General features: G+C 46.5%; 13 protein-coding genes and 1 tRNA gene. 7 read left to right on the plus strand and 7 right to left on the minus strand.

The features are described 5' to 3' along the window. Window positions 1–64 precede the first annotated feature (64 nt). The 5 genes from AK965_RS06280 to rpsU all read right to left on the minus strand — a co-directional run bounded on the left by AK965_RS06280 (window position 65) and on the right by rpsU (window position 4,837). Window positions 65–140, minus strand: a tRNA-Ile gene (locus AK965_RS06280). Window positions 141–283: 143 nt separating this feature from the next. Then, the gene (gene rpoD / locus AK965_RS06285) at window positions 284–2,149 is read right to left on the minus strand and encodes an RNA polymerase sigma factor RpoD (RefSeq protein WP_099078819.1); all 1,866 of its coding nucleotides are present in this window, start codon (window positions 2,147–2,149) and stop codon (window positions 284–286) included. A 99-nt stretch (window positions 2,150–2,248) separates the two neighbouring features. Further along, on the minus strand, window positions 2,249–4,012 hold the full coding sequence (dnaG, locus tag AK965_RS06290) for a DNA primase (protein WP_099078952.1): 1,764 nt from the start codon (window positions 4,010–4,012) through the stop codon (window positions 2,249–2,251). Window positions 4,013–4,150: 138 nt separating this feature from the next. Continuing rightward, window positions 4,151–4,594 (minus strand): GatB/YqeY domain-containing protein, encoded by a 444-nt coding sequence (locus AK965_RS06295; RefSeq protein WP_099078820.1) that lies wholly within the window; start codon window positions 4,592–4,594, stop codon window positions 4,151–4,153. Window positions 4,595–4,621: 27 nt separating this feature from the next. Next, window positions 4,622–4,837 carry a 30S ribosomal protein S21 gene (gene rpsU, locus AK965_RS06300; RefSeq protein WP_001145625.1) on the minus strand — a complete coding sequence of 72 codons (216 nt, stop codon included), beginning with the start codon at window positions 4,835–4,837 and terminating at the stop codon, window positions 4,622–4,624. Between the two features lie 230 nt (window positions 4,838–5,067). Here rpsU and tsaD point away from each other — a divergent pair, with 230 nt between their 5' ends. Together tsaD and AK965_RS06310 are read left to right on the plus strand one after the other, a co-directional pair. Then, window positions 5,068–6,084 carry a tRNA (adenosine(37)-N6)-threonylcarbamoyltransferase complex transferase subunit TsaD gene (tsaD, locus tag AK965_RS06305; protein ID WP_099078953.1) on the plus strand — a complete coding sequence of 339 codons (1,017 nt, stop codon included), beginning with the start codon at window positions 5,068–5,070 and terminating at the stop codon, window positions 6,082–6,084. A 122-nt stretch (window positions 6,085–6,206) separates the two neighbouring features. Continuing rightward, window positions 6,207–7,022: an alpha/beta fold hydrolase gene (locus AK965_RS06310; protein WP_099078821.1), complete on the plus strand. Its 816-nt coding sequence runs from the start codon at window positions 6,207–6,209 to the stop codon at window positions 7,020–7,022. A gap of 40 nt (window positions 7,023–7,062) precedes the next feature. Here the strand turns inward: AK965_RS06310 and plsY are convergent, their stop codons facing one another. Beyond that, window positions 7,063–7,674, minus strand: a complete 612-nt coding sequence (gene plsY, locus AK965_RS06315; protein WP_099078822.1) for a glycerol-3-phosphate 1-O-acyltransferase PlsY — start codon at window positions 7,672–7,674, stop codon at window positions 7,063–7,065. A gap of 264 nt (window positions 7,675–7,938) precedes the next feature. Between plsY and folB the strand changes: the two genes are divergently transcribed. Genes folB through AK965_RS06330 form a run of 3 tightly spaced genes read left to right on the plus strand, consistent with a single transcriptional unit; the run spans window position 7,939 to window position 9,596 of the window. Next, a complete protein-coding gene (gene folB / locus AK965_RS06320) occupies window positions 7,939–8,301 on the plus strand; it encodes a bifunctional dihydroneopterin aldolase/7,8-dihydroneopterin epimerase (protein WP_099078823.1) in 363 nt (120 codons plus the stop codon). Next, on the plus strand, window positions 8,295–8,777 hold the full coding sequence (folK, locus tag AK965_RS06325) for a 2-amino-4-hydroxy-6-hydroxymethyldihydropteridine diphosphokinase (RefSeq protein ID WP_099078824.1): 483 nt from the start codon (window positions 8,295–8,297) through the stop codon (window positions 8,775–8,777). Before folB ends, folK begins: the two co-directional genes overlap by 7 nt. A gap of 15 nt (window positions 8,778–8,792) precedes the next feature. Beyond that, on the plus strand, window positions 8,793–9,596 hold the full coding sequence (locus AK965_RS06330) for an undecaprenyl-diphosphate phosphatase (protein ID WP_099078825.1): 804 nt from the start codon (window positions 8,793–8,795) through the stop codon (window positions 9,594–9,596). A gap of 67 nt (window positions 9,597–9,663) precedes the next feature. On the opposite strand, the gene AK965_RS06335 is transcribed toward AK965_RS06330, so the two are convergent. After that, on the minus strand, window positions 9,664–10,905 hold the full coding sequence (locus tag AK965_RS06335; RefSeq protein ID WP_099078826.1) for a multifunctional CCA addition/repair protein: 1,242 nt from the start codon (window positions 10,903–10,905) through the stop codon (window positions 9,664–9,666). Between the two features lie 137 nt (window positions 10,906–11,042). Here AK965_RS06335 and AK965_RS06340 point away from each other — a divergent pair, with 137 nt between their 5' ends. Further along, window positions 11,043–12,662, plus strand: coding sequence for an ExeA family protein (locus AK965_RS06340; protein WP_099078827.1), 1,620 nt, complete (start codon window positions 11,043–11,045; stop codon window positions 12,660–12,662). Then, entirely contained in the window at window positions 12,662–13,357 is a 696-nt protein-coding gene (locus AK965_RS06345; protein ID WP_099078828.1) for a general secretion pathway protein GspB, read from the plus strand. Before AK965_RS06340 ends, AK965_RS06345 begins: the two co-directional genes overlap by 1 nt. Window positions 13,358–13,386: the final 29 nt, after the last annotated feature.

Consider the following 13,386-nt stretch of genomic DNA (forward strand, 5'->3'; position numbering starts at 1 on the left):
CCGGATATGGACCGGACTAGAAAAGATAAAGGCGTATGAATTTCTCCATACGCCTTATGGAATTTGGTGGCCCCTCCCAGACTTGAACTGGGGACCAATCGATTATGAGTCGACTGCTCTAACCACTGAGCTAAGGGGCCTTGTTAGGTCAACGATTATAGGGGAAGCGTTGCAAGGTGTCTAGCCACAAGGTAGGGAAATTGCGCTTAGTTTTTATTCGCTTAGCACTGCAAATAATAAAAAAGGTGACCTAAGGTCACCTTTTTGATGCAAATTACTGCGATTACTCGTCTAGGAAGCTGCGCAGAGTCTCTGAACGGCTTGGGTGACGCAGTTTACGTAGTGCTTTCGCTTCGATCTGACGGATACGTTCGCGAGTAACGTCGAACTGCTTACCCACTTCTTCTAGAGTGTGGTCAGTGTTCATGTCGATACCAAAGCGCATACGAAGAACTTTTGCTTCACGTGGCGTTAGGCCTGCAAGTACGTCTTTTGTTGCCATTTTCAGGCTTGTCGCCGTTGCGGAGTCTAGCGGCAGTTCTAGTGTCGTATCTTCGATGAAATCACCTAGATGCGAATCTTCGTCGTCACCGATTGGTGTCTCCATTGAGATTGGCTCTTTAGCGATTTTCAGTACTTTACGAATTTTGTCTTCTGGCATTTGCATACGCTCTGCCAGTTCTTCCGGTAGCGGTTCACGGCCCATCTCTTGTAGCATTTGACGAGAGATACGGTTTAGTTTGTTGATCGTTTCGATCATGTGTACCGGAATACGAATCGTACGTGCTTGGTCCGCGATTGAACGAGTGATTGCCTGACGGATCCACCACGTTGCGTAAGTCGAGAACTTGTAGCCACGACGGTATTCGAACTTATCTACCGCTTTCATCAGACCGATGTTACCTTCCTGGATCAGATCCAAGAACTGTAGACCACGGTTGGTGTATTTCTTAGCGATAGAAATTACCAGACGTAAGTTCGCTTCAACCATCTCTTTCTTCGCACGGCGAGCTTTCGCTTCACCGATAGACATACGACGGCTGATGTCTTTGATACTTTGTACTGTTAGAGACGTTTCCTCTTCAATCATCCTTAGTTTGGTGATTGAACGGCGGAGATCTTCTTCACTACGCTTGATCTTCTCAGCGTATGGCTTATCTGATGCTAACACTTCATCTAACCAAGCTTGGTTTGATTCGTTGCCAGTAAATAGCGCGATGAACGATTTCTTCGGCATTTTGCCGTATTCAACCGCCGCTTTCATGATCAAACGTTCTTGAGTACGAACGCGATCCATAGCGGTACGCAGTTCATTCACAAGGTGATCGAACTGTTTTGGTGTTAGACGGAATTCTTTGAATACGTCTAGCATCAATTCGTTAGCAACGGTCGCTTTCGGGCTGTCATAGCCGTGTTCGTTAATTGCTAGCTGAAGGTTTTGGTACGTGCTGCGTAGCTGGTTGAATTTCTCAAGCGCTAACTCTGGGTCAATACCAACATCTTCTTCAGATTCGCCTTCTGAATCGTCGTCGCCATCCTCATCTTCATCGACATCTCCGTCGTCTTCATCTTCTAGTTGAGATTCAGACAGTTCAGAGCCGATGTGCGTTGCCGTTGGCGCAGTTGTATCTTCTGCGTCAGGATCAACAAATCCAGAGATTAGGTCAGTAAGACGCAGTTCTTCTGCTTGAACTTTATCAAACTGTTCAAGAATGTATGGGATAGTGCCAGGGTATTCCGCAACAGACGATTGAACTTGGTTAATACCTTCTTCAATACGTTTTGCGATATCGATTTCGCCTTCGCGTGTTAGTAGTTCTACAGTACCCATTTCACGCATGTACATGCGAACTGGGTCTGTTGTACGACCAATTTCACTTTCTACGCTAGAAAGTGCAGCAGCAGCAGCTTCAGCTGCATCTTCATCGGTAATATTTGTGTCATCGTTCAGTGCGAGATCATCAGCATCAGGAGCAGTTTCTACTACCTTGATACCCATATCGTTGATCATCTGAATGATATCTTCTACCTGTTCTGAATCTACGATTTCAGCAGGTAGGTGGTCATTTACTTCGGCGTAGGTCAGATAGCCTTGTTCCTTGCCTTTAATAACAAGTGACTTTAGCTGTGACTGCGGATTTTGATCCATAGACGGTATCCAACTTCGTAATCTGGTGAAGGAATCAGTATGCGAAATGCAAACCACTTACTATAACAAATTAAATTGTTGCTGACTAATTAATCAGGGTTACGCTTTCAAGTCTCTCATGATTAAATCTTGAAGCTCCCTTTTTTCTTCGGTTGATAAACCGACACTTCTTGCTTTGGCCTGCAGGTTTTCAATTTGTTTTTCTACACACTGGGCAATAATTTTGTCCAGTGAGTCAAAAAATATTTCTTCTTGATTGTCTTCATCGAGGGGAATATCCCAGCTCGCAAGACGAGACAGAAGGGTCTCATTCTGGTTGTTACGCCAATGCTCTAATAATTGGCCTGTATTGATATGGGGATGCGCCTGACATTTATCAAGTACATCAACAAATAAACTTAGACCTGGTATGGATAACTCTCTAACGGTAGAGAGATCCGGTACCATTTGAGCATAGCTCGGATTTTGAATAAGTAGAGCGATAACCTCGCGCATTGGAGTACGTTTAATCTCCTTGTGCGGTTGAGGTCGAGATTCACTGCTCTTTCTACGTGATTGACGCAGGTTGTTGTCAAAGCCCGTGCGCTCATCAAGCAGTTTTTCAAGTAACTCCTGAAAGTATGGGTCAGGAATTTTGTCTATCAAGGCACTGGCGTAAGCTCGCAGTGCTGATTTCCCCTCATGGTTACCCAGATTGATTTGGTGCAGTTCAATCAGGTTATCAAATAGGTAGCTTGATAGCGGGGTTGCTTGCTCAATCTGTTGTTCAAATGCCGCTTTGCCATATTTACGAACATAGCTGTCCGGGTCTTCACCGTCAGGCAAGAATAAGAACTTCAGAGTGTTGCCTGTTTTTAGGTACTGAAGTGCGTTCTCCAATGCGCGCCAAGCGGCTTCTTTACCGGCGCGGTCACCATCGTAACAACAGACAACGGTGTTGGTTTGACGAAACAGCAGTTGAACGTGGTCGCCAGTAGTGGAGGTACCCAGCGAGGCGACAGAGTAATCTATGCCATATTGCGCAAGTGCTACAACATCCATATACCCTTCAACCACCAAGATTCGTGGTGGCTCACGATATGCCTGTAATACTTCATAAAGGCCGTAAAGTTCTTTGCCTTTATGAAAGATTGGCGTTTCTGGTGAGTTAAGGTATTTCGGTGTGCCATCGCCAAGTACGCGACCACCAAAACCAATCACTCGGCCACGACGATCGCGAATAGGAAACATAATACGGCCACGGAAGCGGTCGTAACGGTTGCCTTTATCGTTTTCAATCAACATGCCGCCAGTGACGAGCATGTCCTGATTGTCTTTTTGTTGGCCGAAGTTTTTACGTACCAAGTCCCACTCATCAGCGACGTAGCCGATGCCAAATTTCTGCACTATTTCACCAGACAGTCCGCGATCTTTTAGGTACTCAATGGCCACTTTGCTGGCTGGCTGTTTGAGTTGATTGCGATAAAACTGAGCAATACTGCCCATTAAATCGTAAAGACTGCGTTTTTCACTGCTGTTGGCTTGTGGGCCGGAATTCGATGGGCCGCTACCACCGCTGCGTTGTTCACGTGGTACATCCAAACCAAGATAAGAGGCCAGTTCTTCAATGGCTTCGACAAAGTCTAAACGTTCGAACTCCATGATGAAGTCGATGGCATTACCGTGCACGCCACAGCCAAAGCAGTGATAAAACTGTTTCTCTTGGCTTACGCTGAATGAAGGGGTCTTTTCGTTATGGAAAGGGCAACAAGCGCCGTAGTTTTTTCCTTTTTTCTTAAGTTTTACGCGTGCGTCGATGATATCGACAATATCAAGCCGAGCTAGGAGGTCATCAATAAAACTACGTGGGATGTGTCCAGCCATAAAACCTAACAAAAAAAGAAAACAGTGAGCAGAGAGATGGAACCAGCTTGAGAATGGCTGATTGTCTTCCATTCATCCAGATACAAACAAGCCGTGCGCTCCAAAGGATAGCACGGCTTGCTGCAATTGGGTGGGGTGTTAAGCTAATTTAGCGCGAACTAAACCGCTCACTTTACCCATATCTGTACGCCCTTGAATTTGCGGTTTCAGAACGCCCATTACTTTGCCCATGTCTTGCATGCCAGCTGCGCCAGATTCAGCGATTGCATTCTCGATAAGAGTTGCAACTTCTTCATCGGTCAGTGGTTGAGGCATAAAGTCCTCAAGAACGGTAATTTCTGCTTGTTCCGCATCAGCAAGATCTTGACGACCCGCTGCTTCAAATTGCGTGACAGAGTCGCGACGTTGTTTAACCATTTTGGTCAGCACAGCAATAATGTCGTCATCGTTCAGAGTAATCTGTTCGTCAACTTCACGTTGCTTAATTGCTGATAGGGCTAAACGAATAGTACCAAGGCGCAATTTGTCCTTGGCTTTCATCGCTAATTTTTGCTCTTCTTTGAGTTGATCAATCAGAGCCATAACTAAATTCCTACCGGAGCTCAGTTATTAGTACAGGCGAACGCGACGAGCGTTTTCGCGAGCTAGCTTCTTAGCGTGACGCTTTTGAGCTGCTGCTTTAGCGCGTTTGCGAACTGTAGTTGGTTTTTCGTAGTGCTCACGACGACGCACTTCAGAAAGGATACCTGCTTTTTCGCAAGAGCGCTTGAAACGACGTAGTGCAACGTCGAACGGTTCGTTTTCACGTACTTTAACTACTGGCATATGCCTTTCACCTCAGGGGTTATTCGTTAACGCTGGCATTCAATGGACCAAATCACAAATGTTTGATCACTTACCAGCTTGATCAAAAATGGTGCGGAATTTTAATCCGATCACTACAGCTTTGTAAAGTGTTTTATCGCTTATTGTCTGTACAAAATTTGTTTGAAGTGGAAAGGCAGGGTAATATGACGCTCAAATTTCCCCTAGACAGAAAACATACTGAGAAAACCATGCGCATTATCGGTATTGAAACCTCTTGTGACGAGACGGGCATCGCGATTTATGACGATGAGAATGGTCTGTTGTCACACAAGTTGTATAGCCAAGTAAAGCTACATGCAGATTACGGTGGCGTTGTGCCGGAACTGGCTTCACGTGACCACGTTAAGAAAACGATTCCTCTTATTAAAGAAGCGCTAAAGGAGGCCAATCTAACCCCGAAAGACATTGATGGTGTGGCGTACACCGCTGGTCCAGGTTTAGTCGGTGCTCTGTTGGTTGGCGCGACCATTGGTCGTAGTATCGCTTACGCTTGGGGAGTGCCAGCGGTGCCGGTTCACCATATGGAAGGCCATTTGCTTGCTCCTATGCTAGAAGACAATCCACCGCCATTTCCATTTGTGGCGGTATTGGTGTCGGGTGGCCACTCTATGATGGTGGAAGTAAAGGGCATTGGGGAATACAAAATCCTCGGCGAGTCGATTGATGATGCAGCAGGTGAAGCTTTCGATAAAACTGCGAAGCTGATGGGCTTGGATTACCCTGGTGGACCGTTGCTATCCAAGCTGGCAGAAAAGGGCACGCCGGGTCGCTTTAAGTTCCCACGCCCAATGACGAACGTACCCGGTTTGGATATGAGTTTCTCTGGCTTGAAGACCTTTACTGCGAATACCATCGCGGCAAATGGTGATGACGAGCAAACTCGTGCTGATATCGCGTTAGCATTCGAAGAAGCGGTATGTGCAACGCTGGCAATCAAGTGTAAGCGTGCACTAGAGCAAACAGGCATGAAGCGTATCGTGATTGCTGGTGGTGTCAGTGCGAATCGTCGTCTGCGCGCAGAGCTTGAGAAGCTAGCGAAGAAAATCGGTGGTGAAGTGTATTACCCACGCACTGAATTCTGTACCGACAACGGGGCGATGATCGCTTATGCTGGCATGCAGCGTTTGAAGAATGGTGAAGTGGCTGATATGTCTGTAGAGGCGCGTCCTCGCTGGCCAATCGACCAACTAACGCCTATTGCGTAACGGCGATTAAAGTGAATGGTTAATGCGAAAGGTCTCTGAAATAAGAGGCCTTTTGTTTATGTTTCTTTGGAACATGATTTTGGTGATGGAACGGTTCATACCAAAAGAAAATGGAAATATGCATGAATAAATTTGAAATTGAAGGCCAGCAACTTGCTTATTTAGATATCGGCGAAGGTCCGGTGCTGTTGTTTGGTCACAGTTATTTGTGGGATAGCCAAATGTGGGCGCCTCAAATTGAAGTATTAAGTCAATCTTATCGTTGTATCGTGCCGGACTTATGGGCGCATGGCGAATCAGAAGCCGCCCCAGTGTCAACCCACTCTTTGGTGGATTACGCTCAGCATATGTTAGCGTTGATGGATCATCTCGAGATCGAACAGTTCTCTGTTGTTGGGTTATCTGTTGGTGGAATGTGGGGCGCAGAGTTGACATCACAAGCGCCGCAACGAGTGAAGTCATTGGTACTGATGGATACGTTTATCGGCCTTGAGCCGGAAGTGGCGCATAAGAAGTATTTCGCCATGCTGGATACCATCAGTCAAGTTCAGGCAGTTCCTGCGCCTATCGTGGATGCTGTGGTGCCTCTGTTTTTTGCCAATGATGCGGAGCAAACCAACCCTGAGATGGTATTGTCGTTCAAACAAAGCCTTGAAAATCTGAAAGGTGAGCGTGCGGTTGAAGTTGCTCGCATTGGTCGAATGGTGTTTGGTCGCCGTGATGTGATAGAAGACTCTGAAATGTTTGCTTTGCCAACCTTAATTGCGGTAGGTCGTGAAGATAAACCACGCCCGGTATTTGAGTCTTACTTGATGAGTGACTGCATCACTGGCAGTAAGTTAGTAGAAATTCCGCAAGCGGGCCACATTAGTGCGTTAGAGCAGCCAGAATTTGTGAATCAGATGCTATTGGACTTCCTAAATCAAGTACATGCTTAATTTCACCCTATGCATTTAACGCTTTAAATAAAGCTCGGCATTACGCCGAGTTTTTTTCTGCCAACTTCTTCTCACCGATTTTAGGCTCTTCACCAGACAACAATCGGCGTATGTTTTGGTGATGCTTAAACACAATCAAACAGCACAGCATGGCGACAGGCAATGTGTATTGTGGTTTGAACATCCAAGCGTAAAAAGGGGTCACCAACACCGTGACTAAGGCTGCGAGGGAAGAGTAGCGGAACAAAATGGCCACAGATAGCCAAGTGAGCATCACAAGGCCGGTTAGATCTAAACCGATAGGTGCGATCGCGCCCAATGCGGTCGCGACGCCTTTACCACCTTTAAAATGGAAGAAAATCGGATACATATGGCCTAAGCAGGCGGCAATGGCAATAACGCCAAGGATAATTGGGTCGATACCCAAGAAGTAACCACTCCAAACAGGAATGGTGCCTTTGAGCATATCGCACAGCAATACAGACACCGCAGCGCCTTTACTACCAATGCGCAAGACATTCGTGGCTCCTGGGTTATTGGAGCCGACTTTGCGTGGGTCTGGCAGTTTTAGTAAACGACAGATCAAAACCGCACTGGAGATCGAACCCAGCAAATAGGCAGCCATTGTCATTATCAGTGCCAGTGCGTCCATAGAAGTCCTTGATGGATTGGAAATTAATGCTCAGTTCCCGCGTAGTTGCTATCATAGCGCGAATCGGTGATGAGCAAAATCACTCTCTGCGATAGAGCTTGCATAATAGTCGTTCTTGTATATAAAGAGTCGTCGCAGTTTATACCCAAGTAACTTTTTATTTCTAAGTGTTTTGCTCACGAGCACTTAGGTTGCTTCGGTATAGAATATTACGATCAAATTACCCTTATCGGGTATCCGACCTCTGGGATTAAAGGACATAAGATGGCCCTAGATAAAGTATTTATTGAGCAGTTAGAAGTGATCACCACGATTGGTGTGTACGATTGGGAACAGCAAATTAAGCAAAAATTAGTACTAGATATCGAAATGGCACACGATAATAAGCCCGCGGGTAAAAGTGATGACGTTCAAGATGCGCTTGATTACTCACAAGTGAGCCAAGCGGTACTCAATCATATTGAAAATGGTCGTTTCTTATTGGTAGAGCGCGTTGCAGAAGAAGTCGCAGAGTTGATCATGCAACGTTTTTGTGTGCCTTGGGTAAAAATTCGTTTAGCGAAACCTGGCGCGGTACCTCAAGCACGCGCCGTTGGCGTGGTGATTGAACGAGGTCAGGCATGGTAAAAGCTTATATCGGCGTTGGTACCAATATAGATAGAGAGCAGCATTCGCTTGCCGCTTATCAAGAGTTACAGCAGCTTGGAACGAATCTCCACATATCGCCGATATATGAATGCGAGCCAGTTGGCTTTAGCAGTCAGAATTTTTATAACTTCGTGATCAGTTTTTCCACGGAGTTATCACTCGACGTGTTAAGTGACCGCTTACGCGAGATTGAGTTTAAGTGGGGACGCGAGAAAAATGCGCAAAAGTATCAGGATCGAACCTTAGATCTCGATATCGTTTTGTTTGGTGATTGTATTTCGCAGCAAAAACCTGAGCTGCCTCGCAGTGATATATTCAAATATCCTTTTATCACAAAGCCCTTGTATGATCTGGAACCTTATTTGGTGATCCCCGGAGATGGGCGCACTGTTGCCGATATCTGGCAGGCGATGCAGCCTACAGGAACGCTCAGACCAGTTTCTTTTTCACTTTAATTTTGAGTTATTTACATGAGTTACTTTGAAGCTTTTATCTTGGCTCTGATTCAGGGGCTGACAGAGTTTTTGCCAATATCCAGCTCTGCGCACTTGATCCTGCCTTCCGCTATTTTGGGTTGGGAAGATCAAGGTTTGGCGTTTGATGTTGCCGTTCACGTCGGTACCTTGATGGCAGTAGTGATCTATTTCCGCCAGGAAGTGATCACGCTATTTCAAGCGCTGTTTGCATCGATCTTTAAAGGCGATCGCAGTAAAGAAGCCAAACTTGCATGGATGATCGTGATCGCGACGATCCCGGCGTGTGTGTTTGGCTTGTTGATGAAAGACATCATCGAGGTTTACCTGCGCAGCGCGTATGTGATCGCGACCACAACCATCATTTTTGGTTTACTGCTTTGGTGGGTGGACAAGAACGCAGAGCTAGTAGCGGATGAGTACCAAACGGGTTGGAAGAAAGCGTTATTTATTGGTATAGCACAAGCGTTGGCGATGATACCGGGTACTTCTCGTTCAGGAGCTACCATTACCGCAGCACTTTACCTAGGCTTTACTCGTGAAGCGGCAGCACGTTTCTCATTTCTAATGTCGATCCCAATCATCACTTTGGCTGGTGGTTACTTGGGTATGAAGCTAGTGACCAGTGGTGAACCTGTGCATGTTGGCTTCTTGCTGACGGGTATCGTGACTTCATTTATTAGTGCCTACATCTGTATCCACTTTTTCTTGAAGATGATTTCACGCATGGGCATGACGCCATTTGTGATTTACCGTCTGATTCTAGGTTTTGGTTTGTTTGCAATCTTACTGAGTGCATAACCAACCGATCTATCAAGAATCCCGGATGAATTGAAAATGCCCACTCAGCTGAGTGGGCATTTTGGAGTCACTTATGTGGGGTGGATTCGGGATTATTTAGTGCAACGTTGACCGCTTCAATACGACGTTTTTCCTGTTCGTCACGGATTGCCGGGCCTTTGAACCCATCCTGGATAATGGCCTGAACATTAATAGATACCGCTGCTTGATAGGCACGCATAAACAACGCCGCTTGCGGGTAAGATTCACCTTCCAACCCTTTACGGCCTGCGTGGTCGGCTTGGCAGCAAATCAAGATGTCTTGCAAGCGTTCGGGCTTTCGCCACACATCAAATTTGTTAAGAATCTTGATGATAGTTTGTGGTTTGAGTTCGGTGGCGCGGTGGATATTGGAGTGTTGTTCGCACACCATTAAAGCGAGATCGCGAAACTCATTTGGCACGCGAACTCGTTCACATAGTCGCTTAATTAACGTTAAGCCGGTATGGCAATGCATCTTATGACTTGGCCATTCGCTTTTCGGTGTGACACCTTTACCTAAGTCATGCACTTGCGCTGCAAAGCGAACCGGCAGTGAATGGCTTAGTTTTGCTGCTTGCTCTGCGACCATTAAGGTGTGAATGCCAGTATCAATCTCAGGGTGCCACTTTTCAGGCTGAGGTACACCAAATAGAGCATCGATTTCTGGTAAAACAACGGCTAAAGCGCCGCAGTTTCTGAGTACAGACAGAAACACATCGGGACGAGGCGTTGAGAGTGATTTGTACCACTCTTGCCACACACGTTCAGCGGTGAGTGTACTCAGTTCACCAGAGCTCGTCATCTCCTCCATCAGTTGCATTGTTTCTTCCGCGACGGTAAAGCCTAGGTCTGACAATTTAGCTGCAAAGCGAGCAACTCGCAGAACGCGCAACGGATCTTCGATAAATGCATCGGAGACATGACGCAGTACTTTTGCGGTGAGATCTCGTTGACCACCGTATGGGTCATACAGTTTGCCGTCGTCATCCATCGCCATCGCATTAATGGTGAGATCGCGACGGATAAGGTCTTCTTCGAGTGTCACATTTTGATCAAAGAAGCATTCAAATCCCGTGTAACCAGCACCAGATTTTCTTTCGGTTCGTGCAAGTGCGTGCTCTTCTTTATTTTTAGGGTGAAGGAATACAGGAAAATCTTTACCAACGGCCGTGTACCCCTGGGCAAGCATGATCTCTGGTGTCGCACCAACCACTACCCAATCTTTGTCATAGCTGTTAATTCCGAGTAACTGATCTCGGACGGCGCCACCTACTAAATAAACTTGCACGAATTACCTCTTAATTTATCGATATGACGTTGGACATTGTAGCAAGCAATGGTACTTTTCTTTACTCCTAAGAGCAGATGCGCTGTGGTTTCGCCCATATCTGACTCTATGCGACCGTTTTTTAGCTGGAGATCCTAATGTATAAGGACTTTTTCGGGTTTGTTGAACTGCCATTTTCGATCGTTCCAAACTCGCGTTATCTGTACCTGAGCCAACGCCATAAAGAGGCCATTACGCATCTTCAGGCGGGGTTAGGCGATGGTGGTGGTTTTGCCATGCTGACAGGCGAAGTCGGGACAGGTAAAACGACGGTCGCAAAAGCGATGTTGGCGAACTTAGATGAAAACACCAAAGCGGGCTTGATTCTCAACCCTACATTTTCTAGCCGTGATCTACTAGAAGCCATCTGTGATGAGTTTAACGTAGCGTATCCACAAGATGCGACATTAAAGCAGCTTAACCAAACGATTCATGGCCACCTGCTGGACAATCACAAGTTCGGCAGGCAAACCCTGTTGGTCATTGACGAAGCTCAGCACTTGGCTGCGGATGTGTTAGAGCAGTTACGTCTGCTGACCAATCTAGAAACGGACACCAGAAAACTACTCAAAGTGCTACTGGTGGGTCAGCCAGAGCTACAACGTTTACTGCAAACCACTCAGCTGCGTCAGCTTGCGCAACGTATTACCGGACGTTACCACTTACTACCGCTGGATGAGAAGGAAACAGTAGATTACATTACTTTCCGTCTGCATACAGCCGGTGGTGACAAGCAACTGTTTGACCGCAGTTCAACCAAATTGATAGCGAAGTACAGCCACGGCATTCCACGCCTTATCAATCTGATTTGTGATAAGTCGCTGAATATGAGTTATTACAAAGGCAATGTGGTGGTCGATAAGCAGACGGTGCATCAAGCTTGTGAAGAAGTGATGCAGTTTCAAGCGGATATTTACCAACAAGATAAACCCGTTCAGAGTTTCGAATGGCCAATGTGGGGATCGGTGGCCGTTGGCATATTGGCCGCGTTGGGCATTGGGTGGGGAGTAACGCAGCAGGTGTCACTTAAATTGCCTTTGGCGACTAAGCCCGTCGAAGTTGCTCAAGTGGTCCAGCACATAGCCTCCCCAATGGTGAATGAACAATTGACGAATGAGCAGCGCGATACTTTGTTGGAGCAGGCACAATCGAGTTTAGTGGTAAACGAACTTTATAAACTATGGGGTTATCAGGCTTCGGTGCGTGATAACTTATGTTTGTCAGAGCCGCAATCGACCATGCGCTGTGAACGAAAAATGGCGACTTGGGCGCACTTAGTCCAACAGAATCGCCCTGTGATTCTAGAGCTTAACTACCAAGGCCAAGTTGGCTACGTCATTTTGTATGCGATTGGTGATAACAAAGTCGAAGTACTCAATGGCAGCCAACGTCTACGTTTGCCAGTTTCATGGCTTAAACCGTTGTGGCAAGGCAATATCATTGAGTTATGGCAAGCGCCACTTAAAGAGACATTACGTTTGGATATGCAGGGTCCAGCCATTGAAGTATTAGATGAACTGTTAGCCCAAGCCGTTAATGAACAGCCGCTGGAGTCCGATATTTTTGATCGCGCTTTAAAAGAGCGCGTCGAACTGTTTCAACGTTGGCAAGGCATTGCGGTTGATGGCATTGCAGGTCAGCGTACATTAGAACGCTTACAACAGAGCATACAGCCCAATGCACCAGTGTTAGAGAAAATCCGCGGGGAGGAAGCATAATGCTGATGATGAAACATGTAGGGCTCTTCCTGTTACCTGTCAGTTTAACCGCAGTTGGCGTAGCCTGGTATCTGGATTTATTTGCTCAGGCATCGCCAGAACCAGTTAGGGTGACGCAAGCTGCCCCTGTGGTTGAAACCGCGCCAGTGGTCGTAAAGCAGACGTTTGAAAGTTTAAGTTATCCAGAAACGCCAATGCTTGCTCATTTGCCACGCGAATGGCCAACGGCAGAGCTACCAAGCGATATGGGCACTTTTAACGACGCACAATACACCAGTCATGAAACCGTACCAGGCGAGTTGACTCTGTTAGAACGCCCTCATCAGGCAGGGAAAAATGCGTTGGATCTATCGCTTGATGATCTTGACCTTTCCTCGTTAGCTCCAGATTTGGCGTTAAAAGTCGAAAATGCATTGGCCAATACAGAGCAACCAGATAGCGCCTCTGTCCAAGTGAACGATTTAGAACGTAACGCGCAGCAATGGTATGGACGTTTGCCTGCACTAAACCTGCAAACCCATATGTACGCCAGTGATATCAAGCGCCGCTGGGTGAAAATCAACAACGTAGAGTATCTTCAGGGTGATGTCGTTGATGGGCAAGTAACATTGAAAGAGATTCGGCCACAAGCGGTGATTGTCGAGTTCCAAGGTGAGCAGATTCGAATCCCAGCACTCTATGAGTGGAAAGGGTAATCTCGTTACTTGAATTGCAAATAGAAAAA

Origin of the sequence: Vibrio sp. PID17_43, assembly GCF_002608565.1 — a bacterium.
GTDB lineage: Bacteria > Pseudomonadota > Gammaproteobacteria > Enterobacterales > Vibrionaceae > Vibrio.

Excerpts from the sequence above, each read along its gene's own strand:
- rpoD (WP_099078819.1), bottom strand. The coding sequence starts at position 2,149 with ATGGATCAAAATCCGCAGTCACAGCTAAAGTCACTTGTTATTAAAGGC.
- dnaG (WP_099078952.1), bottom strand. The coding sequence starts at position 4,012 with ATGGCTGGACACATCCCACGTAGTTTTATTGATGACCTCCTAGCTCGG.
- AK965_RS06295 (WP_099078820.1), bottom strand. The coding sequence starts at position 4,594 with ATGGCTCTGATTGATCAACTCAAAGAAGAGCAAAAATTAGCGATGAAA.
- rpsU (WP_001145625.1), bottom strand. The coding sequence starts at position 4,837 with ATGCCAGTAGTTAAAGTACGTGAAAACGAACCGTTCGACGTTGCACTA.
- tsaD (WP_099078953.1), top strand. The coding sequence starts at position 5,068 with ATGCGCATTATCGGTATTGAAACCTCTTGTGACGAGACGGGCATCGCG.
- AK965_RS06310 (WP_099078821.1), top strand. The coding sequence starts at position 6,207 with ATGAATAAATTTGAAATTGAAGGCCAGCAACTTGCTTATTTAGATATC.
- plsY (WP_099078822.1), bottom strand. The coding sequence starts at position 7,674 with ATGGACGCACTGGCACTGATAATGACAATGGCTGCCTATTTGCTGGGT.
- folB (WP_099078823.1), top strand. The coding sequence starts at position 7,939 with ATGGCCCTAGATAAAGTATTTATTGAGCAGTTAGAAGTGATCACCACG.
- folK (WP_099078824.1), top strand. The coding sequence starts at position 8,295 with ATGGTAAAAGCTTATATCGGCGTTGGTACCAATATAGATAGAGAGCAG.
- AK965_RS06330 (WP_099078825.1), top strand. The coding sequence starts at position 8,793 with ATGAGTTACTTTGAAGCTTTTATCTTGGCTCTGATTCAGGGGCTGACA.
- AK965_RS06340 (WP_099078827.1), top strand. The coding sequence starts at position 11,043 with ATGTATAAGGACTTTTTCGGGTTTGTTGAACTGCCATTTTCGATCGTT.
- AK965_RS06345 (WP_099078828.1), top strand. The coding sequence starts at position 12,662 with ATGCTGATGATGAAACATGTAGGGCTCTTCCTGTTACCTGTCAGTTTA.